Annotated in this window: 27 protein-coding genes; 13 read left to right on the forward strand and 14 right to left on the reverse strand. The window is 70.1% G+C overall.

What is annotated here, in order from left to right:
• Positions 1-60: 60 nt before the first annotated feature.
• The 3 genes from ACWGJP_RS06940 to ACWGJP_RS06950 all read right to left on the reverse strand — a co-directional run bounded on the left by ACWGJP_RS06940 (position 61) and on the right by ACWGJP_RS06950 (position 3,325).
• The gene (locus ACWGJP_RS06940; protein ID WP_452329016.1) at positions 61-1,185 is read right to left on the reverse strand and encodes an ABC transporter permease; all 1,125 of its coding nucleotides are present in this window, start codon (positions 1,183-1,185) and stop codon (positions 61-63) included.
• Positions 1,182-2,078 (reverse strand): ABC transporter ATP-binding protein, encoded by an 897-nt coding sequence (locus tag ACWGJP_RS06945; RefSeq protein ID WP_452329017.1) that lies wholly within the window; start codon positions 2,076-2,078, stop codon positions 1,182-1,184. The genes ACWGJP_RS06940 and ACWGJP_RS06945 overlap by 4 nt, the downstream gene beginning before the upstream one ends.
• Positions 2,079-2,155: 77 nt before the next feature.
• Entirely contained in the window at positions 2,156-3,325 is a 1,170-nt protein-coding gene (locus ACWGJP_RS06950; RefSeq protein WP_452329018.1) for a benzoate/H(+) symporter BenE family transporter, read from the reverse strand.
• 109 nt (positions 3,326-3,434) lie between these two features.
• Between ACWGJP_RS06950 and ACWGJP_RS06955 the strand changes: the two genes are divergently transcribed.
• Positions 3,435-3,995, forward strand: a complete 561-nt coding sequence (locus ACWGJP_RS06955; RefSeq protein ID WP_452329019.1) for an NADPH-dependent FMN reductase — start codon at positions 3,435-3,437, stop codon at positions 3,993-3,995.
• 65 nt (positions 3,996-4,060) lie between these two features.
• A complete protein-coding gene (locus tag ACWGJP_RS06960) occupies positions 4,061-4,816 on the forward strand; it encodes an alpha/beta fold hydrolase (protein WP_452329020.1) in 756 nt (251 codons plus the stop codon).
• A gap of 297 nt (positions 4,817-5,113) precedes the next feature.
• On the opposite strand, the gene ACWGJP_RS06965 is transcribed toward ACWGJP_RS06960, so the two are convergent.
• Positions 5,114-5,758 (reverse strand): response regulator, encoded by a 645-nt coding sequence (locus ACWGJP_RS06965; protein ID WP_452329021.1) that lies wholly within the window; start codon positions 5,756-5,758, stop codon positions 5,114-5,116.
• Complete coding sequence (locus ACWGJP_RS06970; protein ID WP_452329022.1) at positions 5,755-7,011, reverse strand: sensor histidine kinase; 1,257 nt, start codon at positions 7,009-7,011, stop codon at positions 5,755-5,757. The genes ACWGJP_RS06965 and ACWGJP_RS06970 overlap by 4 nt, the downstream gene beginning before the upstream one ends.
• A gap of 311 nt (positions 7,012-7,322) precedes the next feature.
• On the opposite strand from ACWGJP_RS06970, the gene ACWGJP_RS06975 reads away from it, so the two are divergent.
• The 3 genes from ACWGJP_RS06975 to ACWGJP_RS06985 all read left to right on the forward strand — a co-directional run bounded on the left by ACWGJP_RS06975 (position 7,323) and on the right by ACWGJP_RS06985 (position 10,810).
• Positions 7,323-7,757, forward strand: coding sequence for a VOC family protein (locus ACWGJP_RS06975; RefSeq protein ID WP_452329023.1), 435 nt, complete (start codon positions 7,323-7,325; stop codon positions 7,755-7,757).
• On the forward strand, positions 7,757-8,383 hold the full coding sequence (locus ACWGJP_RS06980; protein ID WP_452329024.1) for a dihydrofolate reductase family protein: 627 nt from the start codon (positions 7,757-7,759) through the stop codon (positions 8,381-8,383). Before ACWGJP_RS06975 ends, ACWGJP_RS06980 begins: the two co-directional genes overlap by 1 nt.
• Before the next feature lie 129 nt (positions 8,384-8,512).
• Positions 8,513-10,810, forward strand: coding sequence for an MSCRAMM family protein (locus ACWGJP_RS06985; RefSeq protein ID WP_452329025.1), 2,298 nt, complete (start codon positions 8,513-8,515; stop codon positions 10,808-10,810).
• Between the two features lie 8 nt (positions 10,811-10,818).
• Here the strand turns inward: ACWGJP_RS06985 and ACWGJP_RS06990 are convergent, their stop codons facing one another.
• Genes ACWGJP_RS06990 through ACWGJP_RS07000 form a run of 3 tightly spaced genes read right to left on the reverse strand, consistent with a single transcriptional unit; the run spans position 10,819 to position 13,071 of the window.
• Positions 10,819-11,634, reverse strand: coding sequence for a Cof-type HAD-IIB family hydrolase (locus tag ACWGJP_RS06990; RefSeq protein ID WP_452329026.1), 816 nt, complete (start codon positions 11,632-11,634; stop codon positions 10,819-10,821).
• Positions 11,634-12,479, reverse strand: coding sequence for an exodeoxyribonuclease III (locus ACWGJP_RS06995; protein WP_452329027.1), 846 nt, complete (start codon positions 12,477-12,479; stop codon positions 11,634-11,636). Before ACWGJP_RS06995 ends, ACWGJP_RS06990 begins: the two co-directional genes overlap by 1 nt.
• 55 nt (positions 12,480-12,534) lie before the next feature.
• Positions 12,535-13,071, reverse strand: a complete 537-nt coding sequence (locus tag ACWGJP_RS07000; protein ID WP_452329028.1) for a YbhB/YbcL family Raf kinase inhibitor-like protein — start codon at positions 13,069-13,071, stop codon at positions 12,535-12,537.
• Positions 13,072-13,173: 102 nt separating this feature from the next.
• Between ACWGJP_RS07000 and pyrE the strand changes: the two genes are divergently transcribed.
• Both pyrE and ACWGJP_RS07010 read left to right on the forward strand, forming a co-directional pair.
• The gene (gene pyrE / locus ACWGJP_RS07005; protein ID WP_452329029.1) at positions 13,174-13,734 is read left to right on the forward strand and encodes an orotate phosphoribosyltransferase; all 561 of its coding nucleotides are present in this window, start codon (positions 13,174-13,176) and stop codon (positions 13,732-13,734) included.
• A complete protein-coding gene (locus ACWGJP_RS07010; RefSeq protein WP_452329030.1) occupies positions 13,731-14,633 on the forward strand; it encodes an ROK family protein in 903 nt (300 codons plus the stop codon). The genes pyrE and ACWGJP_RS07010 overlap by 4 nt, the downstream gene beginning before the upstream one ends.
• A 43-nt stretch (positions 14,634-14,676) precedes the next feature.
• Here ACWGJP_RS07010 and ACWGJP_RS07015 read toward each other — a convergent pair whose 3' ends face one another.
• Positions 14,677-15,006 (reverse strand): hypothetical protein, encoded by a 330-nt coding sequence (locus tag ACWGJP_RS07015; RefSeq protein ID WP_452329031.1) that lies wholly within the window; start codon positions 15,004-15,006, stop codon positions 14,677-14,679.
• Between the two features lie 155 nt (positions 15,007-15,161).
• Positions 15,162-16,304, reverse strand: coding sequence for a Gfo/Idh/MocA family protein (locus tag ACWGJP_RS07020; protein WP_452329506.1), 1,143 nt, complete (start codon positions 16,302-16,304; stop codon positions 15,162-15,164).
• An 81-nt stretch (positions 16,305-16,385) separates the two neighbouring features.
• Between ACWGJP_RS07020 and ACWGJP_RS07025 the strand changes: the two genes are divergently transcribed.
• The 4 genes from ACWGJP_RS07025 to ACWGJP_RS07040 all read left to right on the forward strand — a co-directional run bounded on the left by ACWGJP_RS07025 (position 16,386) and on the right by ACWGJP_RS07040 (position 20,507).
• Complete coding sequence (locus ACWGJP_RS07025; RefSeq protein ID WP_452329032.1) at positions 16,386-17,111, forward strand: ThuA domain-containing protein; 726 nt, start codon at positions 16,386-16,388, stop codon at positions 17,109-17,111.
• On the forward strand, positions 17,096-18,187 hold the full coding sequence (locus tag ACWGJP_RS07030; RefSeq protein ID WP_452329033.1) for a Gfo/Idh/MocA family protein: 1,092 nt from the start codon (positions 17,096-17,098) through the stop codon (positions 18,185-18,187). Before ACWGJP_RS07025 ends, ACWGJP_RS07030 begins: the two co-directional genes overlap by 16 nt.
• A 120-nt stretch (positions 18,188-18,307) precedes the next feature.
• A complete protein-coding gene (locus ACWGJP_RS07035) occupies positions 18,308-19,456 on the forward strand; it encodes an anhydro-N-acetylmuramic acid kinase (RefSeq protein WP_452329034.1) in 1,149 nt (382 codons plus the stop codon).
• 91 nt (positions 19,457-19,547) lie between these two features.
• The gene (locus ACWGJP_RS07040; RefSeq protein WP_452329035.1) at positions 19,548-20,507 is read left to right on the forward strand and encodes a formylglycine-generating enzyme family protein; all 960 of its coding nucleotides are present in this window, start codon (positions 19,548-19,550) and stop codon (positions 20,505-20,507) included.
• A gap of 6 nt (positions 20,508-20,513) precedes the next feature.
• On the opposite strand, the gene ACWGJP_RS07045 is transcribed toward ACWGJP_RS07040, so the two are convergent.
• The 4 genes from ACWGJP_RS07045 to ACWGJP_RS07060 are packed head-to-tail and all read right to left on the reverse strand — an operon-like array spanning position 20,514 to position 23,466.
• Positions 20,514-20,672, reverse strand: a complete 159-nt coding sequence (locus tag ACWGJP_RS07045; protein ID WP_452329036.1) for a hypothetical protein — start codon at positions 20,670-20,672, stop codon at positions 20,514-20,516.
• A gap of 45 nt (positions 20,673-20,717) precedes the next feature.
• Positions 20,718-21,497 carry an HAD-IIA family hydrolase gene (locus ACWGJP_RS07050; protein ID WP_452329037.1) on the reverse strand — a complete coding sequence of 260 codons (780 nt, stop codon included), beginning with the start codon at positions 21,495-21,497 and terminating at the stop codon, positions 20,718-20,720.
• Positions 21,498-21,533: 36 nt separating this feature from the next.
• Positions 21,534-22,166, reverse strand: coding sequence for a metal-dependent transcriptional regulator (locus tag ACWGJP_RS07055; RefSeq protein ID WP_452329038.1), 633 nt, complete (start codon positions 22,164-22,166; stop codon positions 21,534-21,536).
• A gap of 13 nt (positions 22,167-22,179) precedes the next feature.
• Complete coding sequence (locus tag ACWGJP_RS07060; RefSeq protein ID WP_452329039.1) at positions 22,180-23,466, reverse strand: Nramp family divalent metal transporter; 1,287 nt, start codon at positions 23,464-23,466, stop codon at positions 22,180-22,182.
• A gap of 81 nt (positions 23,467-23,547) precedes the next feature.
• Here ACWGJP_RS07060 and ACWGJP_RS07065 point away from each other — a divergent pair, with 81 nt between their 5' ends.
• Both ACWGJP_RS07065 and ACWGJP_RS07070 read left to right on the forward strand, forming a co-directional pair.
• Positions 23,548-24,162, forward strand: coding sequence for a TrmH family RNA methyltransferase (locus tag ACWGJP_RS07065; protein WP_452329040.1), 615 nt, complete (start codon positions 23,548-23,550; stop codon positions 24,160-24,162).
• 134 nt (positions 24,163-24,296) lie between these two features.
• The gene (locus ACWGJP_RS07070; protein WP_452329041.1) at positions 24,297-24,971 is read left to right on the forward strand and encodes a SipW-dependent-type signal peptide-containing protein; all 675 of its coding nucleotides are present in this window, start codon (positions 24,297-24,299) and stop codon (positions 24,969-24,971) included.
• Positions 24,972-24,974: the final 3 nt, after the last annotated feature.

Raw genomic sequence — 24,974 nt, forward strand, 5'->3', positions numbered from 1 at the left:
CATGCGGGTGCATATTCCACGTGTCACAGAGCGACACGCGGGAACATGCACCCGCATCGCTCAGCGGCGCAGCGCCTCGCCGAGCTTGACCCTCGCCCCCATCTTGAGCAGGGAGTTCTCGTAGATCTTCGCGCCGATGAGCACGACGACGGCGCAGGTGACGAGCAGGATCGCGAGCGCCGCGACCGGCTCCCACCAGGACGCCTCGTCGAAGAACAGCCGGATGGGCATCGCCACCGGGGCGGAGAACGGCACGTACGACAGGATCGTCATCACGAGGGGATTCTGGCCGAGGAAGAGCACCAGATAGAACGGCGCCATGATGAGCAGCATCATCGGGGTGTAGACGCTGCCGACGTCCTCCTGCCGCGAGACGAGGGACCCTGCGGCCGCGAACATCGTCGCGATGAGCACGAAGCCGAAGAGGAAGAACACGCCGAACCACACCAGGGGCGCTCCGACGCCCTGCAGCATCTCGGTCTGCCCCGAGACGATCAGGCCTATCACCGCGACGACCACGAGCAGCAGGATCTGCGTGATGGCCAGCAGGGTGTTTCCGACGACCTTGCCCGCCAGGAGCACGCGCGCGGGGATCGCGGAGAGCAGGATCTCGATGATGCGGGTCTGCTTCTCCTCCACGACGCTGGTGGCGATGGGCGAGCCGAAGCTCAGCGCGGCCATCATGAACACCAGCCCGAAGATGAGCCCGAGGATGTACCGCATGCCGAACGTCGGCGCATCGGGGTCGAGGAGCTCGACGGTCGGTGTCACGGAGAACGCCGCCACGAGGGCATCCGGCGCGGACTGCCCGGCGATGATGACGACACCGGTGGGTGCTGCGGCATCCGCGACGATCGCCGCATCGACGTCGCCGGCCTCGACCAGGGCGACGGCCGCGTCCCGGTCGGCGGCCTCGGTGACCTCGAAGGGGCCGTCCTCCGGCAGCAGTGCCGCGGCCTCGCTCGTCGCCGCGATCGGCGTCGTGCTGGTGGTGCCGGACGAGGCGCCCATCCAGATCACGCCGACGAGCGCGACGATCAGCAGGATGCCGGTGGAGATGAGGAACGCCTTGCTGCGCAGGCGCGTGGAGAGCTCGCGCTCGGCGACGAGCCACATGCCCTGGCCCGCGGAGAGGGTCGGGCGGGTGCCGGAAGTGTCCCGCGCTGAGCCTGTCGAAGTGTTCACTGGATGACCTCCTTGAAGATCTGGGCGAGGGTGGGGCGCTGCGGGGCGAAGCGGGCGACATCGCCATCCGCGAGGGCGCGGCGGAGCACGCGCTGCGCCGTGCCGGGAGCATCCACGTCGAACACCGCGCTGCCGCCCTCGAAGTCGACGACCGTGACGCCCGGCTCCTCGCGGAGCCAGCCCGTGTCGCCGCTCGTCTCGATCTCCCAGCGCGGTGCGGAGTACCGGCTGCGCAGCTCCTCGCGGGCGCCGGATGCTCTGATCACCCCGCCGGCGATGATCACGAGGTCGTCGCAGAGCCGCTCGACGACGTCGAGCTGGTGGGAGGAGAAGAGCACGGAGACGCCGCGGGAGGCCCGCTCCTGCAGCACCCCTGCGACGGTCTCGACCGCGATCGGATCGAGGCCGGAGAACGGCTCGTCGAGGATGAGCACCTCTGGGTCGTGCACGAGCGACGCCGCGATCTGGGCGCGCTGCTGGTTGCCGAGGGAGAGCGCCTCGATGTTGTCGTTCAGCCGTTCGCCGAGCCCGAGCTCTTCGAGCAGCGCGGTGGCCCTCGTCGACGCATCCGCCTTCGAGAAGCCGTGCAGCCTGGCGAAGTACGCGACCTGCTCGAGCACTTTCATCTTGGGGTAGAGCCCGCGCTCCTCCGGCATGTATCCGAAGTCGCGGCGGATCTCGGGCGTGAGCGGCGCCCCGCCGAGCGTCACCTCGCCCCCGTCGGAGGAGAGCAGGCCCAGCATGATGCGCATCGTCGTGGTCTTGCCCGCGCCGTTGCCCCCGACGAAGCCGGTGAGGTGCCCGCTCGCGACGGGGAACGTGATGTCGTCCAGCACCCGACGGGTGCCGAAGCTCTTGGTGATGCCGCTCAACTGCAGCGTTCCGGTGGTCATGCCTCCACGCTACGAAGGCGCATCCGATCCGGCATCCCCCCTGCGGCGGATGCCGGATCCCCCATGGGTCGCGGTCGTCAGCGACGCACGGAGAGCACGGCGCGGACGAGGAGGCCGGCGATGAGCGCCCAGAACGCCGGGCCGATGCCGAGCGCGGAGAGCCCCGAGGCCGCGATGAGGAAGGTCACGACGGCCGGCATCCGCTCCGAGGGCTCGGAGACGGCCTGCTGCACGGCAGAGCCGAAGGCCGAGAACAGTGCGACCCCGGCGACGGCCGGGATCACCGCGGCCGGCGCGAGCAGCACGAGGGCGGCGAAGACGGCCGAGAAGGCGCCGAGCACGAGGTAGGAGATGCCGGTCGACGCCCCTGCCACCCAGCGGCGCCGAGGATCGGGGTCGGCTTCCGGGCCGGCGGCCAGCGCGGCGCTGATCGCGGCGAGGTTGATGGCGTGCCCACCAGCCGGAGCGCCGAGCGCGGTGCCGATGCCGGTCACGAGCATGGCCGGTCGCCAGGGCACGTCGTAGTCGTAGCCGTGCATGATCGCGACGCCGGGGACGTTCTGCGAGGCCATCGTGACGATGAACAGCGGCAGGGCGATCCCGACCAGAGCCCCGGCGCTGAAGACGGGTGCGGTGACCTCGACACGGGGGACGAGCAGTGCGGCCTCCACCGCGGCGCCGGTGCGGACGAGATCGACGATCACGACGATCGTCGCGGCGACGAAGGCGAGCGGCACGGCCCACCGCGGGGCGAAGCGGGCGGCCACCAGCCAGGTCAGCAGCACGGGGAGCACGCCCCAGGGGTTCTCGGCGATCCCGGTGAGCGGGGCCAGGCAGAGCGGGAGGAGGACTCCGGCGAGCATGGCCTGCGCGATGGATGCCGGGATGCGCGTGATCAGCCGGCCGAAACCGCGCCAGGCGCCGGCCAGCACGATGAGGGCGGCGACGACGAGGAAGGCGCCGACCGCCGCAGGCCATCCGCCCTCGACGGCGCCCGTCGCGGCGAGCAGCGCGGCGCCCGGTGTGGACCAGGCCGAGGTGATCGGCATGCGGAACCGCCAGGACAGGACGATGCAGGCGAGGCCCATCGTCACGCACAGTGCGAGCAGTCCGCTCGCGGCCTGGGTGCTCGTCGCCCCGACCGCGCCGAGCCCGGTGAGCACGACGGCGAAAGAGCTCGTGAAACCGACGAGCGCGGTGACGATGCCGGCGGCGATCGGGCGCGAGAGCGGGGCCTGATCGGTCATGAGGCGAGAGTACCCCGTGCCTGTTCCATGCGTGGGAATACAGTTGTCGGCTCGGGTGTTCCGGTCTATGCAGGGCTCCCGCCCGCAGACCTGAAGCGAAGGAAGATCCGTGACCCGCACCATCGGCTACATCGTCGGCAGCATCTCCAGCACCTCCATCAACCGCCGGCTCGCGAGCGCGCTCGCCAAGCTCGCCCCGGAGGGCGTCGAGCTCGTCGAGATCCCGATCAAGGACCTGCCGTTCTACTCCCCCGACTACGACGCCGATTTCCCGCAGGTCGCGCGTGACTTCAAGCAGGCCATCGCCGATGTCGACGGTGTCATCATCGTCACGCCCGAGTACAGCCGCTCCATCCCCGGCGTCCTGAAGAACGCCCTGGACTGGTCGACCCGCCCCTACGGTCAGGGGTCGTTCAACGGCAAGCCCGTCGCCGTGATCGGCGGATCGGGCGGCGGCATCGCCACCGCTGCGGCGCAGCAGCACCTGCGCGCGATCCTCGGCCACTTCAACGCGATCACGCTCGGCCAGCCCGAGGGGTTCATCCAGATCACGCCCGGCCTGATCGCCGAGGACGACACGATCACCGTCGACAGCACCGCCGAGTTCCTCGCCGGCTTCCTCGGCGCGTTCAACGAGCTGATCAACCGGGTCGAGCGCTCGCGCGCCTGATCCGCTGCGAACGCCCCGGATGCCGACACCCGCATCCGGGGCGTTCGTGCGCCTAGGCTCGGGGGATGCCCTTCCATCGCATCGGCGGCGTCGACCTGTACTCGGAGGAGACCGGCGAAGGCGAGACCGTCCTGCTCCTGCACGGCGGCTTCTGCTCGCTGGAGTCGCTGCGCCCGCAGGGCCAGGCGCTCGCCGCGGATCATCGCGTGATCGCCTTCGAGCGCCCAGGCCACGGTCGTTCGGCGGACATCGACGAGGAGTATTCCTACGCGCGAGGGCTCTCCGAGACGCTCGGCTACCTCGATGCCGTCGCCACCGCGCCGGTGCACGTGATCGGCTACAGCGACGGCGCCATCCTCGGGCTCATGCTGGCGATGGAGCATCCGCAGCGGGTGCGCTCGCTCGTCACGATCAGTGCGAACATCGACCCGACCGGTTTCTCCCACGTGCCGGAGGCGGCGGAGCATCCGATGCTCTCCGCCCTCCCGGATCGCGAGCGCGAGGACGTCGAGCAGGCCCACTACGAGCGGCTCTCCCCCGACGGACCGGCGCACTCGGAGCGGGTGCTCGAGAAGCTCATCCGACTGTGGACGGCTGAACCCCGTATCCCCGCGGCAGACCTCGCACGCATCGCGGCGCCGACGCTCGTGATCGGCGCCGACCATGACACCATCCGCGTCGATCACAGCCTGCTGATCGCCGCCTCCATCCCCGGCGCGGAGCTCGCGATCGTCCCCGGCGCGTCGCACGGGCTCGTCAACGAGCGCCCTGAACTACTGCGCGTGCTCATCCGCGACTTCCTCGATCGCGTCGAGGACTAGCCGCCGGAAGTCGCGCCGCTTGCTCGTTGAGCGTCGTCTCTTTCGCTCGCTGAGCTCGTCGAAGCGCTTGCGTGCTGAGCGTGTCTGACCTCGCTCGCTGAGCCTGTCGAAGCGCTTGCGTGCTGAGTGTGTCTGACCTCGCTCGCTGAGCCTGTCGAAGCGCTTGCGTGCTGAGCGTGTCTGACCTCGCTCGCTGAGCCTGTCGAAGCGAAGCATGGACGTGCTCCCTTCGACAGGCTCAGGGAGCGGGAACAGACTCGGGGAGCGGGAACAGGCTCAGGGAGCGGAGCCCCGCGATCACGCCAGCCCGTGCCGCAGCGCCAGCACCACGGCCTGCACGCGGTCACGCGCGCCGAGCTTCTGCAGGATGCGCGACACGTGAGTCTTCACCGTGGCCTCGCCGATGTACAGCCGCGCTCCTATCTCCGCGTTGCTCAACGCCTCGACCATGAGCGCCAGTACCTCGGCCTCCCGCTCCGTGAACGGTTCGACCGGCTCGAGCGACGGCGCGCGCTCCGGCGGGGCCGCGAAGCGGTCGAGCACGCGCCTGGTGACCTCCGGCGCGAGCATCCCGTCCCCTGCGGCGAGCACGCGCACGGCGGCGACGAGATCCTCCGGGCCGGCGTTCTTCAGCAGGAATCCACTCGCTCCCGCATCGAGGGCCGCGAAGAGGTAGTCGTCGCGGTCGAACGTCGTCACGATCGCCACCGCGGCCTGCACAGCGGGGTCGGCGGTGATCCGACGTGTCGCCTCGATGCCGTCCATGTCCGGCATCTGCACGTCCATGCTGATGACGTCAGGCTGGAGAGCGGATGCCGCAGCCACCGCCTCCGCGCCCGTGGATGCCTCTCCGATGACCGTGATGTCGGGCTGAGCATCCAGGATCGTGCGGAAGCCCGCCCTGAGCATGGCGTGGTCGTCGACGAGGAGCACGCGGATCATGCCGGCACCTCCGACCCGGCATCCACGAGGGGCACGGTCGCGCGCACCCGCCACCCTCCTCTTTCGCGGGGCCCTGACTCGATCACGCCGCCGGATGCCGCGGCGCGTTCGCGCATGCCGAGCTGACCGAGACCCTGTCGTGGGGTGAGCACGGAACGCCCGGTGTTCACGACCTCGAGCTCCACCACGCCCTGGCTGTGGCGCAGGCGGACATCGGCGCTCGCCCCTGCACCCGCATGGCGCCGCGCGTTCGTGAGCGCCTCCTGCGCGATGCGGTAGAGGTTCACGGCGACGACGGGCGGCACGGGGCCCGGATCACCGAACACTTCGAAGGTCGTCGGCATCCCGGCATCCGTGGCAGCCTCGACGAGATCGGAGATGTCGGCCAGCGTGCGGGTGGAGTCGGAGTCGGCCGCCTCGTCGCCCGAGGAGCGCAGCGTCTCGAGCAGGTGACGGAGGTCGCCGATCGCCTCTCTGGCCGAGCCCTCGATCCCGGCGAGGAGCTGGCGGGCCTGCCCCGGATCCGCATCGATCACCACCCGGGCCGCGCCCGCCTGAACGCCCATCACCGAGACGTGGTGCGCGACGACGTCGTGCAGCTCACGGGCGATCCGGACGCGATCGAGCGCGACCGCCTGAGCGGCGGTGACCTCTCGCTCGCGCTCCAGGTCGGCGGTGCGCTGCTCGAGCACGGCGCGCTGCTGCGCCGCCGCCCATGCGCGCTCGCCGAAGTAGTACGCACCGCCGAAGTACAGCACGTTGAGCAGGATCTGCAGCATCATGAAGGCGATGTACGGGGACATCGCGCCCGCGACGACGTCCTCCTCGCGCGCGGTGTCGATGGCGTCGCGATACATCACGATGAGCAGCCAGGCGAACATGCCGGCGATGATCGCGGCGCGCACGATCATCGCCGCGCGCCGGTTCGTCATCCAGGCGCCGACCGTGTACAGCGCGATAAACATCGCGATGTTCCCGGCGTAGAGCTCGGGGACGCGGAAGGTGACGGCGAAGAAGTACGCCACCGAGACGATGATCGCGACCGGGGCCGGCCACACCCGTCGCACGGCGAGCGGCGCGGCCGCCACGACGAGGTAGACGAGGGCGAGCCACAGCTCGCCCTGCTCCTCGCCGTACACCTCGGAGATCGCGGAGAGCGCGGCGCTGACGACGCCGGCGACGAACACGACGACGGCGAGCAGCACGTCGGCGCGCCGCTCACGGGCGGTCAGCGGTCGGGTGGATGCGGGCATGACTCCACGCTACGGGGGTGCCGCCGACACGGCATCCGTCCTGCGGGGGATGGCGTGCGCTTCGACAGGCTCAGCGAACTCTGCGGGATGGACGTGAGCCTCCCGCTCCCTGAGCTTGTCGAAGGGGGCCATGCAGGTGCGGCGCTTCGACAAGCTCAGCGAGCGGGTGAGAGGGCGGGCATTGCGGGTGGCGCTTCGACAGGCTCAGCGAGCGGATGAGCAAAGGGGCTGACATACCGGTGCGGAATTGCGAGGATCGTCGTGCAGGTCCGGCCGCGACCGCGGCACGGCTGCTCGACGATGGAGTCCGCATGACCACTCAGATCTTCGTGAACCTCGCCACCCGCGACCTCGAGCGAAGCAAGGCGTTCTACACGGCGCTCGGCTGCACGATCAATCCGCTGTTCACCGACGAGAACGCCGCCTGCGTGGTGTGGAGCGATGACGTCTTCTTCATGGTGCTCACCCGCGAGTACTTCGCGACCTTCACCGACAAGGCCCTCGTCGAGGCCAAGGACGCCGCACAGGTGCTCATCGCTCTGAGCCGCGACTCGCGCGACGACGTCGACGCGATCCTCGCCGCCGGCCTCGCGGCGGGAGGGGCAGAGCCCCGTGAGCCGCAGGACCTCGGCTTCATGTACTCCCGCGATCTGGAGGACCCGGACGGCAACGTGCTGGAGTTCCTCTACATGGACCCGGCCGCCGCCGAGCAGGGGCCGGAGGCCTTCCTCGCCGAGGAGGGATGATGGCCGGCCGCATCGTCATCGATCTCTTCACCACCCTCGACGGCGTGGCGCAGGGCCCCGGCGGCCCGGACGAGGACACCAGCGGTGGATTCCGCTTCGGCGGCTGGCAGGCCGGTGTCCCCAGCGAGGCGGTCGGCGAGCAGGTCATGGCGGGCATGGCCGAGCTCGATGCGCTGCTGCTCGGCCGGCGCACCTACGACATCTTCGCGGGCTACTGGCCGCACCACACCGAGGGGCCGGAGGGCGAGATCGGCGTGCTCTTCAACAGGGTGCCGAAGTATGTGGCATCCAGGGATGCCGGCATCCGTCTCGACTGGGAGGGCAGTGCCCGCGTCGGCGACGACCTGGCCGCAGAACTCGCGGGCATCCGCGGGTCCCACAGCGACATCCACGTGATCGGGAGCCTGGACTTCGTGCACACGCTGCTCGAGGAGGGACTGTTCGACGAGCTGAAGCTCTGGGTCTATCCGATCCTCCTCGGGGACGGCAAGAAGGTGTTCGACGACCGTGCGACCCCGCGGATGCTGCGCCTGCTCGCGCCGGCGACGTCTGATGCGAGCGGGGTCACCCTGCTGCGCTACGGCCGCACGGATGCCGTCCCTGCCACAGGGACGATGGGCGGCTGAGGGTGCACGGCACCTCCGTGTGACGGTCATCTCTTCCTATCAGGCGGCTATGCCTCTAGGTTCGGAACAGCCGTGTGCGCATCGCTGCGGGTATCGCGGCGCCACGGCGCCGGTCACGAGGGGGAGACGATGTCGACAGCACGAGCGAATCGATCGGGCCTGCGAACGCTGCTGGCGGGGCTCGCCGTGGCGCTGCTGACGTTCGTCGGCGTGCCCAGCGCCGTGGCCGCCGAAGGCGACACCGGAAGCATCTCTGGCACGGTGCTCCACGCATCCGATGGAATCCCCGTCGAGGGAGCCACCGTCGAGCTGAGGGATGCCGCCGGGTTCGCGATCCAGACGACCTGGACGGCGTTCAACGGCACGTACACCTTCTGGGACGTGCCCGCCGACGCGATCCACTCCGTGCGATTCGACGGCGAGGACCAGGGACTCGTCGAGCAGTACTTCCCCGGCAAGCGCACCTATGGGGAGGCGGCGGACGTCGTCGTCGCCGCAGGCGAGGACCTCACCGGCATCGATGCTGAGCTCATCACCGGCGGCTCGATCTCCGGCACAGTGATCAGCGACGCGGACGGCTCTCCCGTGCCCTATGCGACGATCTCGATCCTCGGCCGCGACGGCTACTCGACCGCCACCGGCACCGATGCCGATGGGCTGTTCCATATCGATGCCGTGCATCCCGGCGATTACGATCTGCGCTTCTACGCTGACGGGTTCCTCTCCGAGTACTACAACGACGCGCTCGTCATCGAGGACGCCCAGGCGGTCACGGTCGTGGGCGGCGAGGAGACCGACGGCGTCGACATCTCGCTGGCCGTGGGAAGCGCGATCTCCGGAACGGTGACGAAGGCATCGGACGGCTCTCCGCTCGCCGGCGTCTCGGTCACGGCGTGGTCGGATACGACCTCGGAGTCCGCGGTGACGCAGGACGACGGCACGTACTTCATCTCGAACCTGCGTGCCGGCAGCTACACGGTGTCCTTCGACAGCAGCGACCCGACGCTGCTGGACGAGTACTGGGACTCCGCCACCGATGCCGGCGCGGCCACGGCGGTGGAGGTGATCGCGGGAGACGTGCATCCCGGCATCGACGCCACGCTGGACGACGCCGCTGTGATCTCCGGACACGTCACGCGAGCCGCCGACGGCGAGCCGGCGACCGGCACCGTCGCGGTGGTCGATGAGCGCGGCTTCGCCTTCACCGAGGCCGTCATCGATGAGCAGGGCGCCTACACGGCATACGTCCCGGCCGGCGCCTATGGTGTGCGGTTCTCTCCGGACGACCCTTCGCTGCTGGCGGAGTTCTGGGACGATGCCCGCTCGCTGAACGACATGACGATGGTCGCCGTGAGCGCGGGCGAGGTGCGCGACGACATCGATGCGCAGCTCGAGGCGGGCGCGCCGATCTCGGGGACCGTGACGTCCGGGGGAGTGCCGGTTTCCGGCATCACTGTGACGGCGTGGGGCGACACGGTGACGCAGGCGACGACGGATGCCCAGGGCGCCTACACGCTCTACGTCCCGTTCGGCACCTATACGGTCGAGGCAGGCGGCGTCGCCGAGGACGGCACCTACTACGCCAGGCAGTATTTCGACGGCGCGCTCTTCGAGGAAGACGCCGCCCTCGTCGAGGTCGAGGCCGCCGGGGCCGAGGATGTCGATTTCGCGCTCTCTGCCGGTGCGGACATCCGCGGCGAGGTCTTCGTCGACGGCGGCATCGACCAGGAAGGCGAGGGGCTCAGCGTGATCGCCTACCTCTGGACAGACGGAGCCTGGCGCGAGGCCGATCGCGCACCCTCATGGGGGACGTACGACTTCAGCGGCTGGGGCCAGCAGTTGCCCGGCAGGCTGCCCGCCGGCACCTACACGATCGGCGTCGAGGGCGCCGAGTGCACGACCTACCTCGGCGGCGGGACCTCGCTGGATGACGCCGAGCGCATCGAGCTCGAAGCCGGCGAGGTGCACGAGGGCGCGGACATCGCGATCGCCGAGTGCGGTCTTCCGCTGCCTGCCACGCTGACCCTGTCGGCGGACAGCGCGCGCGCCGGCGATGAGCTGACCGTCTCGGGTGGAGGCTTCGTCCCCGGCGAGAGCGTGCGCCTGGAGCTGCACTCCACGCCCATTGCGCTCACCACGCTCGTCGCCGACGAGGCGGGGGAGATCGCGGGCTCGATCACGATTCCGACCGGCGCTGCGGTCGGCGAGCACGACGTGGTCGCGATCGGAGTGTTCTCGGATCGCGAGGCGAGTGCTGCGCTCACCGTCCTCGCGACGAGCGGTGGCGGCAGCGGCGGCGAAGGCACCGACGACGGCCTGGCATCCACCGGTACGGACCTGCCGATCGCCCTGAGCGCGCTCGCCGCGATGCTCGCCGTCGCCGGAGTCGTCCTCCTCGTGCGGCGCCGGAACGGTGCCCTCTCGTGAGAGGCGCGCTACGCCAGTAGGGCCTCCACGACGAGGGCGACGCCGTCCTCGTCGTTCGTGCCTGGCGCGAGCTCGTCGGCGGCATCCCTCACGATGTCGTCGGCGTTCGCCATCGCGATGCCTCGACCTGCCCACTGCAGCATCTCGACGTCGTTCGGGGCGTCGCCGAAGGCGAGCACCTCGGATGACGCGATGCCGAGATGTGTGCAGAGCTGCTCCAGCCCCCATGCCTTCGTGACGCCGGCCGCCATGATCTCGACGAAGGGTGCCCCAGAGGTGGTGGCCTCGAACCCGGCCAGGCCGAGCTCGGCGATGACCGCGTAGATCTCGGCCGGTGTCACGTCGGGATGCCGGATGACGAGCTTCAGGCTCGGCGAACCAAGCACCTCGTCGAGCGGGAAGGCGCCCATCGTCGCCGGGTCGCGCTTGTGATCGCTCAGAGCGGCGAGAGCCGCGTATCCGGTCTGGGCGACGAAGCCCTCACCGGCATCCCTGACGCTCGCGTATCGGAGACCGGGGATCCGCGGGGCGAGGGCGGCAGCGAGCGTGCGCTGCACGTCGACGGCGACCTCGCGCTGGAAGAGCAGCTCGCCCGTCGTCAGATGGATCGCGAAGGCGCCGTTGCCACAGAGCGCCCAGCCCTCGAATCCCGCGCCCGCGGCGACGGCGCGGATACCGATCGGCTGGCGAGCCGTGACGGGCACGACGAGGATGCCGCGGGCCCTGGCCGCGTCCAGCGCCGCCCTCGTCCGTGGGGAGACGGTCGAATCATCGCCGAGGAGCGTGCCGTCGAGATCGCTCGCGATGAGGCGGGGCAGCGCCATCAGGCGAAGATCATCGGCAGGTCGTCGTCCTCCTCGGCCGCACCGAAGTCGAGGTCGACGACGACGGGCACGTGGTCGCTCGGCTGCTCTCCCTTGCGCTCCTCGCGGTGGATCGATGCGCCGGACACGGCGTCGGAGAGGGCGGGCGAGCCGAGGATGAAGTCGATGCGGATGCCCTCGTTGCGAGGGAACTTCAGGCGCTGGTAGTCCCAGTAGGTGTAGCCCTCCGGGAGCAGTGGACGGACGACGTCGGTGACGCCGGCCTCCTGCAGGGCGAAGAAGGCCTGACGCTCGGGCGGGGAGACGTGCGTCGAGACGCCCTCGACGATGTCGGGGTCGCCGTTGTCCGTGTCGAAGGGGATGATGTTGAAATCGCCGACGAGGGCGAGCGGGAGCGCGGGCTTCGCGGCGATCTCCGCGGCCGTCGCCGACCGCAGCGCCTCGAGCCAGTGCAGCTTGTACGCGTAGTGCGGGTCGTCGAGCGAGCGCCCGTTGGGCACATACAGGCTCCAGACGCGGACACCTCCGGTGGTCACGCCGAGGGCGCGCGCCTCGAGCGGAGCATCCGGGCCCTCATGCCCCTTGGCGAAGCCGGGCATGCCTGCGAAGGCGGTGGAGACATCCGTCATCGGCTCGCGGCTGATCACCGCGACCCCGTTCCACTGGTTCAGGCCATGGACCTCGACGTGGTAGCCGGCCTCTTCGAAGGGGGCGTAGGGGAACTGCTCGGGCTTGCACTTGATCTCCTGCAGCGCGAGGACGTCGATGTCCTCGCGGACGAGGAAGTCGACGGCGCGGGAGACGCGCGTGCGGATCGAGTTGATGTTCCAGGTGGCCAGGCGCATGGAACCAGCCTAATTGTGCCCTCCGACGCGGCGATCCTTCCCGCGTGCGACGGCGTCAGTGCTCCGCGGGATCCGCCGTTCCGACGAGCACGCCTCGTGCCAGGGTATGGAAGTGGCGGTGGAAGCCGAGGATGCCCGGCGTCTCCTCACCGGTGAGGCCGAGAGCCGGCACATCGAGCGCGTCCACGACGAAGAAGTAGCGGTGCACCCCGGTGCCGGCGGGAGGGGCAGCCCCGATGTAGCGCGGGAGACGGGCCTCGTTCGGCATGACCGCCGTGCCGGTGGGGAGGGTGTCGGCGCTGCCGTCCGCCGAGGGCAGCGCTGTCGTCGTGGCGGGCAGATCGAAGGCGGCCCAGTGCCAGAAGCCCGAGCCGGTCGGAGCATCCGGATCGAAGCAGCTGATCGCGATGCTCTGCGTCCCCGCCGGAGGCTGCGACCATCGCAGCGTCGGATGCCTGTCCTCGCCGCCGCGATCGGCGGACCAGGCGAACAGCGGAAGCGGGCCGCCTGCGGCGAAGTCGGGGCTGGTGAGCTTCAGCGGCGCCACCGGGCGCAGCTCGGCGAGTGCGGCGTAGGGGTCGAATGCGAACACGGCTGCTCCTTCGTTCGGGCCTCCCGTCACGATAGACGCGTCGCACTCCCCGGTCCAGATCGGAGACCGGTGTCCCGCACCTCACCTCCTACACTGGATGCCGTGACCGCACTCGACGCAGACCGCTCAGCCCTCCTCTCCCTCATCACGGATGAGGCGGTGTTCCACGGCGACTTCACCCTCTCCAGCGGCAAGAAGGCGACGTACTACGTCGACATGCGCAAGCTCACGCTCGATCACAGGGCCGCGCCCGCCATCGGGCGCATCATGCTCGACCTCATCTCCGACCTCGACGTCGTCGCCGTCGGCGGGCTCACCCTGGGCGCCGATCCGATCGCCAACTCCGTCATGCACGCATCCGTCGCGGCAGAGCGTCCGCTCGACGCCTTCGTCGTGCGCAAGGAGCCCAAGGACCACGGCCGCGGTCGCCAGATCGAGGGAGCCGATGTCGCCGGCAAGCGCGTCGTCGTGCTCGAGGACACCTCCACGACCGGCCAGTCGGCGCTGAAGGCGGTCGATGCACTCCGCCGCGAGGGTGCGGAGGTCGTCGCCGTCGCCGTGATCGTCGACCGCAAGACCGGAGCGCAGGCGGCGATCGAGGAGGCCGGCCTGGAATGGCGCGCGGCCTTCGACCTCGACGACCTCGGGCTCGACCCGCAGTGACCCGGTTTGCGCTGGCCGTCGACGTCGGCGGCACGAAGCTGGAGGCGGCGCTCGTCTCGGAGCGCGGTGTGCTCGTCCCCGGCAGCCGCAGCCGTCGTGAGACGGGCAGGGCCGCCACGGGGGCGGAACTGGACGACGCCGTGGCCGCGGTCGTCGTGCATGCGCTGGCCCGTCTCCCCGAGGGGGCGGACCTCATCGGCGGTGGCGTTGGCAGCGCCGGTCCGGTGGATCGCCGCACCGGGCAGATCTTTCCGGTGAACATGCCGCAGGCCCGGGGATATCGGCTGGCGGATGCCGTGCGCACCGCCGCATCCGGCATCCTCGGACAGGACGTACGGGTCGTCTTCGGCCACGACGGCGGCGCGCTCGCGCTCGCCGAGGCGTGGCTCGGGGCGGCGCGCGAGGCGCGCGCCTCCCTGTCGATCGTCGTGTCGACCGGTGTCGGCGGCGGCTTCGTCGTCGACGGCTCCTACGTGCCGGGAGCGAGCGGGAACGCCGGCCACCTCGGTCAGGTGCGCCGGGAGGGCGGGTTGACGCTCGAGGAGATCGCCTCGGGCCCCGCGAGCGCGGCGTGGGCGCAGGCTCAGGGCTGGACGGGGCGGACCGGCGAGGACCTCGCGAGGGATGCTGCAGCCGGAGACACCGTGGCCAGAGCCGCCATCGAGCGCTCCGCCCGCGCAGTCGGCGAGGCGCTCGCCGACGCGGCCACGCTCGTCGACCTGGACGTCGTGGCGGTCGGCGGCGGGTTTTCACGAGTCTCGGACGACTACATCGAGCTCGTCCAGGCGGCACTGACCGCGAGCGCGGCGCACGAGTACTCCCGTCGCACGCGCGTGGTCCGCTCCGGCCTCGGCGACGAGGGCCCGCTCATCGGCGCGGCCGCCTTCGTCCTCCGGTAGGGCTCGCGGAGGCTGCGGGCCACCTCGCTCTCGCTGGATGCCGTCAGGCCTCGGAAATGTAGAGTCGCCGCGGGGGGCCCTCGAGGCGCGCTACAGCGATCTTGACCTCGGTCATCTCAGCGGCGAGGGCGTCGAGGCGCTGGGTCAGCTTGTCTTCGACGGAGTCGATGCGTCGAGTGAGTTTGTCTTCGACGTCGTCGATGCGTTGAGTGAGTGTGCCTTCGACGGAGTCGATTCGATTGTTCAGTCTCGCGTCGGTGCCATCGATGCGACGGATCACCCAGGCGAAACCGCTGAACCCGGCGATCCCGAGGCTCAGCACGATCCCCAGCGCGCTCAGCACGACGGCGATGATCTCAGGCGACACGTACACGGCTCCATTCTCCTCGTGGCGGGCGGGTCTCACCAGAGAAGATACGCCCGCAATGCTCCGTCTCACGGGGACGGTGGATAACCCTGAATCCGGTGCGCCTGTGCAGGAGAACTCAGCCGAGGCGGGGGCGGCTCAGCGGCGTGCGGCCGTCCCGCTCAGCCGATCGCCGTCCACGCGCTCCCCGCGGAGGAGCTGCGCTCGACGGCATCCAGCACGCGCTGCACGTGCAGGGCATCGGCGAACGACGGTCGCGGCTGCGTCTCCTCGGCGACCGCGCGGACGAAGTCGACGACCTGGTGCGAGAAGCCGTGCTCGTAGCCGAGCATGTGCCCCGTCGGCCACCAGGACCCGGTGTAGGGGTGGTCGTGCTCGGTGACGAGGATCCGCCGGAAGCCGAGCTCCAGCCCCGGTGCGGTGGCGTCGTAGAACTCCAGCTCGTTCATCCGCTCCATGTCGAAGCTGAGGGCGCCGAGCGACCCGGAGATCTCGAAGCGGAACGCGTTCTTGCGTCCGGTGCGGAACCTGGTCGCCTCGAACGAGCCGAGCGCACCGTTCTCGAACCGGCCGTGGAAGAGCGCGACGTCGTCGACCGTCACCGGACCGCGCTGGGCGGAGGCCGTTCCCGACAGGCCGACGCCCTCAGCCATCAGAGGGCGCTCCGCGACGAGCGTCTCGAGGATGCCGGAGACGCTTGAGAGGCGGATGCCGGTGACATACTCGACCATGTCGATCGCGTGCGCTCCGATGTCGCCGAGCGAGCCGGATCCTGCCCTGTCCTTCTGCAGACGCCAGGTCAGCGGCGCCTCGGCATCGGTCAGCCAGTCCTGCAGGTACTCCGCCCTGACCTGGCGGATCTCCCCGAGGCGGCCCTCGGCGACGAGCCTCTTCGCGAAGACGGCCGCCGGCACCCGACGATAGGTGAAGCCGACCATCGACCGGACGCCGCGCTCCGCCGCGCGGTCGGCCAGCGCGGTCATCTCCTCGGCATCCGCCACGGTGTTCGCGAGCGGCTTCTCGCAGATGACGTGCTTGCCGGCCTGGAGGGCCGCGAGCGCGATCTCCGCGTGCGTATCGCCGGGCGTCACGATGTCGACGACGTCGATGTCGTCGCGTTGCACGGTCTCCCGCCAGTCGGTGGCGTGCTCGGCCCATCCCCATTGCGCGGCGGCTGCGGCAGCGCGCTCCGGATCCCTTCCCACCAGCAGCGTCATCTCGGGCTGCAGGGGCAGATCGAAGAATCGCGGGGCGGTGCGCCAGCCCTGGGAGTGGGCGGCGCCCATGAATCCGTGACCGATCATCGCGACGCGCATGTCCACCATCTCCTTCGACGGGCTTCCCCTTAAAAGTTGCTTCTGGCAACATATATCGAGGACGACCTGATGTCCAGACGAACGCGAAGGAGCAACGTGAGCAGGACGCGATCAGCACTCATCGTGCGCGGGGGGTGGGACGGGCATCACCCCGTCGAGGCGACGGAGCTCTTCGTCCCCTTCCTGCGCGAGCAGGGGTTCGAGGTGAGGATCGAAGAAGGTCCAGCCGTCTATGCGGATGCCGAGGCGATGGCCGGCGTCGACCTCATCGTGCAGAGCAACACCATGAGCACGATCGAGGCCGCGGAGCTGAAGGGCCTGCGTGCGGCGATCGAAGCGGGAACCGGCATGGCCGGTTGGCACGGCGGCATCGCCGACTCGTATCGGAACAGCTCCGACTACCTGCAGCTCGTCGGCGGACAGTTCGCGACGCATCCTGGCCGGCATCCCGATGAGCGGCCGGGCGGCGAGCAGGACAACTTCCTGCGGTACACCGTCGAGGTGACCCCGCTCGGACGGGAGCACGAGATCATGGCCGGCATCGAGGACTTCGACCTCGACACCGAGCAGTACTGGGTGCTGCACGACGATCTCATCGACGTGCTCGCCACCACCACGCATCCCGTGCAGCCGTATCATCCGTGGCACCGGCCGATCGTCTCGCCGGTGGTGTGGACGAGGCTCTGGGGCGAGGGACGCATCTTCGTCGCGACCCCCGGTCACTCCGTCGACGTGCTGCAGGACGCGAACGTGCGGACGATCATCGAACGGGGGATGCTGTGGGCCAGCCGGTGACGCCGCTGCGGGTCGGGATCATCGGATGCGGCAGCATCGTGGCCCAGTACCTCGACACCTTCTCGCGACTGGCGAGCGTCGAGCTCGTCGCCGTCGCAGACCTCGTGCCGGAGCGCGCCGCTGAGGTGGCCTCCCGCGTGCCGGGAGTCAGGGCGCTGGGGATCGACGAGCTGCTCGCCGACCCCGCCGTGCAGCTCGTCGTGAACCTCACGATCCCGGCGGCGCACGCCGAGGTCGCGCTGAAGGCGATCGCCGCGGGCAAGGAGGTCTACACCGAGAAGCCGTTGACCGCGGATGCCGCGTCCGCCGCCGCCGTGCTCGATGCGGCCGCCGCAGCCGGGCTCTGGGTGGGGTGCGCGCCCGACACGGTGCTCGGCACCGGCATCCAGACCGCTCGGAAGGCGGTGGACGACGGGCTCATCGGACGCCCGATCTCGGCCACGGCGACCATGATGACGCCGGGGCACGAGCGCTGGCATCCGAACCCCGATTTCTACTACCTGCCCGGCGGGGGCCCGCTGCTGGACATGGGGCCGTACTACGTGTCGGCGCTCGTCCAGCTCCTCGGACCGGTGTCGAGCGTGATCGGCGCGGCGAGCCGCACCAGGGATGAGCGTGTGATCGGCTCCGGCGCGCGGCAGGGGGAGCGGATCCCCGTCGAGACGCCGACGCACATCACGGGTGTCCTCACGCACGCGTCTGGTGCACTGTCGACGCTCGTGATGTCGTTCGACGCCACAGCCACCATGGCATCGAACATCGAGGTGCACGGCGAGACGGGGTCCCTCGTGGTGCCCGATCCGAACAACTTCGCCGGAGCGGTGCGCCTGAACTCCCTCGGCACGAACGCGTGGACGGATCTCGAGCCGTCTGCCGGGTACGTCGAGGCGGGGCGCGGAATCGGCATCCATGACCGTGCGATCGCCGGAGCGGATGCAGCGCGGGCATCCGGCGCGGTGGGCTCGCACGTGCTCGACGTCATGCTGTCGGTGCTGAGGGCCGCGGAGGATGGCTGCTCGGTCGTGGTGGACAGCACCTGCGAGCGCCCGGCTCTCGTGGAGCTGTCCGGCGTGTAGGCCGCTGCCAGGTGGCCATGGGCGCGCGAGGCCGCAGCGAGTCTTCGGGGCGAGAACGCATCCGTCAGCATCCCTAACAAATCCGTCGTACCCTCGGAGGAGACGACGGAAGGACGGCGCATGCGCGTACTCGGAATGCTCTCCGGAACCTCTCATGACGGCATCGACGTGAGCGTCGTGGAGTTCACCGAGTCGGACGGCGAGCTCCACGGCGAGGTGCTGCACTCCGACAGCATCCCCTACGACGCCCGGCTGCGCGCGCGCCTGGTCGCGGCTCTTCCTCCGCAGCCGACGACCCTCGCCGAGGTCTGCGAGCTCGACACCCTCATCGGGCAGGCTTTCGCGGATGCTGCGGCGGGCGCGGCGGAGGCGGTCGGCGGGGTGGATGCCGTGTGCAGCCACGGCCAGACGGTCTTCCACTGGGTCGAGGGCGACCACGCCAGAGGCACCCTGCAGATCGGCCAGCCGGCGTGGATCGCCGAGCGCGTCGGGGCGCCGGTGATCTCCGACGTCCGGATCCGCGACATCACCGCCGGCGGTCACGGCGCCCCGCTCGTGTCCTTCCTCGACGAGCTGCTCCTGCGCGGCCGCCCCGGCGTCTCCGCGGCGCTCAATCTCGGGGGCATCGCGAACATGACCGTGATCGGCGACCGCATCAGCGCGTATGACATCGGCCCCGCCAACGCCCTCATCGACGCGGCCGTGTCGGCATGGGGGCCGGACGGCCTCGGCTACGACGCGGATGCCGCGATCGCCCGCACCGGAGTCGTCGACGAGTCCCTGCTGACCGCGCTGCTCGCCGATCCGTACTACGCGCTCCCCGCGCCGAAGAGCACCGGCAAGGAGCACTTCCACCTCGACTACGTGCGCCGGCACGTCGACGGGCGGGGCCTCGGCCTGCCCGATGTGCTGCGGACCCTCACCGAGCTGACCGTGCGCACGGTGGCGCAGGACGTCCGCTCCGCCGGGGTCGGCTACCTCGCCGTCTCCGGCGGAGGATGCCGTAATCCGCTCCTCATGGCCGGGCTGCGTGCGGCACTGCCCGAGGCTCAGGTCGTGCTCGCCGATGAGCTCGGCGCCCCGGCCGACGCCAAGGAGGCGATCCTGTTCGCGCTCATCGGCTGGTGCACGATGCACGGCGTCTCCGCCGTGATCCCGGAGGCGACGGGTGCCGGCGCGGCGCGGATCCTGGGCACGATCACCCCGGGTGCGCGTCCGCTGCGGATGCCGGAGCCGGTCGAGGCGGTACGGAGCCTGCGGTTGAGCTGACGCACCCCGCCGGGTCGTGGCGGAGGCGACCGGCGCGTCGCCGATAGGTTGGAAGCGTCGATGGAGAAGGCGCGAGGTCGGAGGCTGCGGGATGGATGCGAACGCTCCAGGAGGATGCGCATGCGGATGCAGTCCTGAGCCGGTCAGGCGGACGACCGCTCCCATGCAGATCGCCATCCGGCCTGGTTCGGGGCGGCATGACATCCCCCAGGCGCTGATCCCGGCCGGCGAGTTCGCGATGGGCGACTCCTCCGGAGACCGCAACGCGGGAGACGGCGAGGCGCCAAGGCACGGGGTGCGGCTGGCGGAGTTCTCCCTCGACACGACCTCGGTGACCAATGCGGCTTTCGCCCGGTTCGTCGAGGCCACCGGCTACCGGACGGAGGCGGAGCAGTTCGGCTTCTCCGCCGTCTTCCACCTCGCCGTCGCCGCACCGGAGGCCGACATCATGAGCCGCGCGGCCGGCACGGGATGGTGGCTGGGCGTCAGAGGCGCCGACTGGGCCCACCCCGGCGGCGCGGACTCCTCGATCGAGGGCCTCGAAGACCATCCCGTCACCCACGTGAGCTGGAACGACGCCATGGCGTACTGCACCTGGGCGGGCAGGCGCCTGCCGACCGAGGCCGAGTGGGAGTACGCGGCCCGCGGCGGCCTCGCCGATGCGAAGTATCCCTGGGGTGACGCAGAGGTCGACGAGGGCGGATGGCGGGCGAACATCTGGCAGGGCGCCTTCCCCACCGAGAACACCCTCGACGACGGCTGGCTCACCACCGCACCCGTGCGCGCGTTCGAACCCAACGGCTACGGTCTGTGGCAGATGGTCGGCAACGTCTGGGAGTGGTGCTCCGACTGGTTCGGCGCCGACTACTACGCCCGCTCGCCCTCCGCATCACCGCAGGGTCCTGAGCGCGGCGCGGGTCGCGTGCTCAGAGGGGGCAGCTATCTCTGCCACATCTCCTACTGCAACCGCTACCGCAACTCCGCGCGCACCCAGAACACGCCGGACTCCTCGATGGGCAACGCCGGCTTCCGCACGGTCGCGCTCAGCTGAGCGCCGTCACTTCTTGTCCTCGTCCCAGGGGCCTTCCCACCAGTTGCCCGAGCTCTGATCGTCAGGGCCGCGGCGACGGGAGCGCACGAACTGCACGATCGTGATCGTCAAGGCGCTCAATCCGATGAGGATGAGGACGAGGAACAGCATGTCGTTCTGCGTCATGGGTGGCTCCTCTCGACGGCATCCGCTCCGCCGCTGCGGCGGTGCTCAGGCCTCGGGGAGAAGGTCGGCGACCGAGCCGACGATCTCGTCAGGACGGAACGGGTACTTCTCGATCTCGGCCTGATCGCTGATGCCGGTGAGGACGAGCACGGTGTGCAGGCCCGCCTCGATGCCGGCGACGACATCGGTGTCCATGCGGTCGCCGATCATGCCCGTGCGCTTGGAATGCGCGCCGATCTTGTTCAGCGCCGAACGGAACATCATCGGGTTCGGCTTGCCGACGACGTAGGGCTCCTTGCCCGTCGCCTTCGTGATGAGCGCGGCGATCGCGCCGGTGGCCGGAAGCGGGCCGTCGGCGCTCGGGCCGGTGGCATCGGGGTTGGTGACGATGAAGCGCGCCCCGGCGTTGATGAGACGGATCGCCTTGGTGATCGCCTCGAACGAGTAGTTGCGCGTCTCGCCGACCACGACGAAGTCGGGCGCCGTCTCGGTCATCACGAAGCCGGCCTCGTGCAGCGCGGTGAGGATGCCCGCCTCGCCGATGACGAACGCGGTGCCACCCGGCACCTGCTGCGCGAGGAAGTCGGCGGTGGCGAGCGCCGAGGTCCAGATCCGGTCCTCCGGGACGTGCAGGCCGGAGGCGCGCAGGCGAGCGGACAGGTCGCGCGCCGTGAAGATCGAGTTGTTCGTCAGCACGAGGTAGGGCGTGCCGTTCGCCTCCCAGCCCGCGAGCAGCTCGGCCGCACCGGGGATGGCGTCGTTCTCATGGACGAGCACGCCGTCCATGTCGGTGAGCCAGCATTCGATGTCATCGCGGTGTGCCATGGCAACAGCCTATTGGTCGTGCCCGTCCGCGCCTCGTCAGGCCGAGATCCAGACGACCGCGTCAGCGCCGTCGGGGAGGGTGGCGGATGCTCCGTCGAGCTCGATGCCGGATGCCGTGACCGACACCTCCCGCCCCACGCCGAGCCCGCACGCCTCCAGCGCGCGGAGCAGGTCGGGATCGCGATCGTCCACCCTGAGCACCCGGCCGGCGTGACCGGGCGCGGCATCGGCGAGCAGCACGAACGGCTCCCTGGCCACGGCGCCCGACGCATCCGGGATCGCGTCGCCGTGCGGATCGAACCGCGGGCGGCCGAGTCGCTCGTCGATGCCCTCCAGCAGCCGATCGCTGATGGTGTGCTCGAGCACCTCCGCCTCGTCGTGCACCTCGTCCCAGCCGTAGCCGAACTCCTGCACGAGCCAGGTCTCGATCAGCCGGTGACGGCGGACCATGGCCAGGGCGCGTGCGGTCCCGGCATCCGTCAGGCGCACGGCCCCGTACGGGACGTGCGAGACGAGACCCGCGGCGGCGAGCTTCTTGACCATCTCGGTCACGCTGGAGGGTGCGATGCCGAGCTTCGCGGCGAGCACCGAGGGCGTGATGGGCGCATCCTGCCATTCGGTGTGCGCGTACACCGTCTTCAAGTAGTCGTCTGCTGCCGGGGATGCCACCCGGCAAGCCTACTCAGGCGCCGCTGAGCACGAGGTAGAGCAGCGTCGCGTTCAGTGCGATGAGGAGCACGGAGGCGATGATGCCGGCGGCCGTCGTCCACCCCCGGTTCGCCCAGACGCCGAGGGTGCGCTTCTGCGCGGTCAGGGCGACGAGCGGCACGAGAGCGAAGGGGATGCCGAAGGAGAGCACGACCTGGCTGAGCACGAGGGCGAGGGTTGGGTCGACGCTCAGGCCGAGGATGACCAGGGCGGGGATGAGGGTGATGAGGCGCCGCAGGAGCAGCGGGATGCGCACGTGCAGCAGGCCGTGCATGATCTCCGCTCCGGCGTAGGCGCCGACCGAGGTGGAGGCGAGGCCGGAGGCCAGCAGCCCCACGGCGAAGAACGTCGCCACCACGGGGCCGAGGCCCTCGGCGAGCGCGGCGTGCGCCCCCTCGAGCGAATCGGTGCCCTCGACGCCGGCCAGGTTCGCCGCCGCGAGTAGCAGGATGCCGAGGTTCACCGAGCCGGCGATGACCATCGCGATGGTGACGTCCCAGCGGGTGGCGGTGAGCAGGCGTCGGATGCGGCCCTGCTCCGTGCGGGCGGCCTCGTCTGACGGAAGCGCGGCAGCCGATCCGAACCGGTCGCGGGCGAGAGAAGAGTGCGCATAGATCGCGTGCGGCATGATCGTGGCTCCGAGGATGGATGCCGCGAGCAGGACGGAGCCCGTGCCCTCGAAGCGCGGCACGATCCCGCCGGCGACGCCCGCCGGATCGGGCGGGGCGATGAACACGCCGGCGACGAACCCCACGGCGATGATCACCATCAGGCCGATGATGACGAACTCGAAGGGGCGGGCGCCGCGGCGGCTCTGCACGAGGAGCAGCGCCATCGAGACGGCGCCGGTGATGACGCCTCCAGCGAGGAGAGGGATGCCGAAGAGCAGGTTGAGGGCGACCGCGCCGCCGATGACCTCGGCGAGATCGGTGGCCATCGCGACGAGCTCGGCCTGCAGCCAGTAGGCGCGGCGCGCCAGCGGTCGGCGAAGGCGCCGGCCCAGCACCTCCGGCAGGCTCTGCCCGGTGACGACGCCGAGCTTCGCGGAGAGGTACTGGATGAGCCAGGCCATCACATTGCCGGCCAGCACCACCCAGACGAGCAGATAGCCGTACTGGGCTCCGGCCGTCATGTTGCTGGCGACGTTGCCGGGGTCCAGGTACGCGACGCCCGCGACCAGCGCGGGGCCGAGCAACCAGATCCGCGGTGGGCGGGCGGTGCGGACCGGGGTCACGTCGTCGGCCAGCAAATTTTTAGGCATGCCGAAATCGTAGCGGAGTTTTCGGTGTACCTAAAGATCGGTGCGGCTCGGATGGCGGAGGATGCCGGATAGCCTGACGGAGTGAGCGAGACCCCTGAGCGCAGCACCCACGGCCTCGGCCCCTGGGACGGGGAGTGGCCGACCGAGCCGCACTACGATCCCGAGCTGCTCGAGCACGGCGACACCCGCAATGTGATCGACCGCTACCGCTACTGGCGGATGGATGCGATCATCGCCGACCTCGATACCCGGCGGCATCCCTTCCACGTGGCGATCGAGAACTGGCAGCACGACATGAACATCGGCTCCATCGTGCGCAGCGCCAACGCCTTCCTCGCCGACACCGTGCACATCATCGGCCGCAGGCGCTGGAACAAGCGCGGAGCCATGGTCACCGACCGCTACCAGCACGTCGTGCATCACGAGGACGTCGCCTCCTTCGCCGCGTGGGCGTCGGATGCCGCGCTGCCGATCATCGCCGTCGACAACGTGGAGGGGGCGGTCCCCGTCGACAGGGCGGACCTCCCCGAGCGCTGCGTCCTGCTGTTCGGACAGGAGGGTCCTGGGCTCTCGGAAGAGGCGCTCGCGGTGGCATCCGGACACGTCGAGATCACCCAGTACGGGTCCACGCGCTCGATCAATGCCAGCGCGGCAGGAGCCGTGATCATGTACGAATGGTGCCGTCGCTGGGCCTGAGGCGTCGAGAGCTTCTGGTATCCCGGAATATTGCCACTTGTCGGGCGGGATCCGATACGTCATCCTGATCCCGAAAGGGGAGTTGGGTTGGGGGACCCGCGCATCCGAGCACTCCCCGCATGAAGGGGAGTGTCATGAAGGAGCAGTCGAGCGCGCCCTGGGGGCGCAACAGGAAGATCGCCGCCGTGGCCGTCGGGTTGCTGGTGGTCGGGGTCGGTGCGACTTACACGCTGGCGAGCTGGAACGACTCGGAATGGGTCTGGGGCGGAGCGGACGGCGATCCAGGGATCGGGACGAGCCAGTTCGAGGTGCTGCAGAACACCGATCCCGACGTCGACGCCGCGGCGTGGACCAATGAGGAGGCGAACCCCGGCGGCGAGCTGCTGTTCTCGCCCGGAGCCCTCCAGCTGACCCCCGGCGACACCGTCTACGCGCCGGTGGCGCTGCAGACGGACGCCGATTCGGTCGCCGCCACCGTCACGCTGCAGGGTGCGGTCGCCGCAGCCGGTGCCCCCGCGCCGGCCAACGACGCCGCCCTGTTCAGCGCCGTCCGCGCCACGGTGTACACCGCCGCGGGGTCGGCAGCACCCACGGCCTGCGACACGGGCTTCGACGCCACCGGCTGGACCGCCATCGTCAGCAATGCGACCCTCGCCACCGCGGCCACGGCGACGCAGGACCTGGACGCCGACGGCGCATCCACGCAGCACTACTGCTTCGCGATCACCCTGCCCGCCGGTTCGCCGGATACGCTGCAGGGCCTGGTGATCTCGCCGGCATGGCAGTTCGCCTCCGTCTCGGTGGACTGAGCC

The organism is Microbacterium sp. NPDC055903 (assembly GCF_053615555.1).

What these genes read in the sequence shown, in the direction of transcription:
- ACWGJP_RS07025 (WP_452329032.1), top strand. Translation starts at nt 16,386, where the DNA reads ATGTCCAGACGAACGCGAAGGAGCAACGTGAGCAGGACGCGATCAGCA.
- ACWGJP_RS07045 (WP_452329036.1), bottom strand. Translation starts at nt 20,672, where the DNA reads ATGACGCAGAACGACATGCTGTTCCTCGTCCTCATCCTCATCGGATTG.
- ACWGJP_RS06945 (WP_452329017.1), bottom strand. Translation starts at nt 2,078, where the DNA reads ATGACCACCGGAACGCTGCAGTTGAGCGGCATCACCAAGAGCTTCGGC.
- ACWGJP_RS06985 (WP_452329025.1), top strand. Translation starts at nt 8,513, where the DNA reads ATGTCGACAGCACGAGCGAATCGATCGGGCCTGCGAACGCTGCTGGCG.
- ACWGJP_RS07035 (WP_452329034.1), top strand. Translation starts at nt 18,308, where the DNA reads ATGCGCGTACTCGGAATGCTCTCCGGAACCTCTCATGACGGCATCGAC.
- ACWGJP_RS06970 (WP_452329022.1), bottom strand. Translation starts at nt 7,011, where the DNA reads ATGCCCGCATCCACCCGACCGCTGACCGCCCGTGAGCGGCGCGCCGAC.
- ACWGJP_RS06995 (WP_452329027.1), bottom strand. Translation starts at nt 12,479, where the DNA reads ATGCGCCTGGCCACCTGGAACATCAACTCGATCCGCACGCGCGTCTCC.
- ACWGJP_RS07040 (WP_452329035.1), top strand. Translation starts at nt 19,548, where the DNA reads ATGGATGCGAACGCTCCAGGAGGATGCGCATGCGGATGCAGTCCTGAG.
- ACWGJP_RS06980 (WP_452329024.1), top strand. Translation starts at nt 7,757, where the DNA reads ATGGCCGGCCGCATCGTCATCGATCTCTTCACCACCCTCGACGGCGTG.
- ACWGJP_RS06960 (WP_452329020.1), top strand. Translation starts at nt 4,061, where the DNA reads ATGCCCTTCCATCGCATCGGCGGCGTCGACCTGTACTCGGAGGAGACC.
- ACWGJP_RS07020 (WP_452329506.1), bottom strand. Translation starts at nt 16,304, where the DNA reads ATGATCGGTCACGGATTCATGGGCGCCGCCCACTCCCAGGGCTGGCGC.
- ACWGJP_RS06950 (WP_452329018.1), bottom strand. Translation starts at nt 3,325, where the DNA reads ATGACCGATCAGGCCCCGCTCTCGCGCCCGATCGCCGCCGGCATCGTC.
- ACWGJP_RS07070 (WP_452329041.1), top strand. Translation starts at nt 24,297, where the DNA reads ATGAAGGAGCAGTCGAGCGCGCCCTGGGGGCGCAACAGGAAGATCGCC.
- ACWGJP_RS07060 (WP_452329039.1), bottom strand. Translation starts at nt 23,466, where the DNA reads ATGCCTAAAAATTTGCTGGCCGACGACGTGACCCCGGTCCGCACCGCC.
- ACWGJP_RS06965 (WP_452329021.1), bottom strand. Translation starts at nt 5,758, where the DNA reads ATGATCCGCGTGCTCCTCGTCGACGACCACGCCATGCTCAGGGCGGGC.
- ACWGJP_RS06990 (WP_452329026.1), bottom strand. Translation starts at nt 11,634, where the DNA reads ATGGCGCTGCCCCGCCTCATCGCGAGCGATCTCGACGGCACGCTCCTC.
- ACWGJP_RS06975 (WP_452329023.1), top strand. Translation starts at nt 7,323, where the DNA reads ATGACCACTCAGATCTTCGTGAACCTCGCCACCCGCGACCTCGAGCGA.
- ACWGJP_RS07050 (WP_452329037.1), bottom strand. Translation starts at nt 21,497, where the DNA reads ATGGCACACCGCGATGACATCGAATGCTGGCTCACCGACATGGACGGC.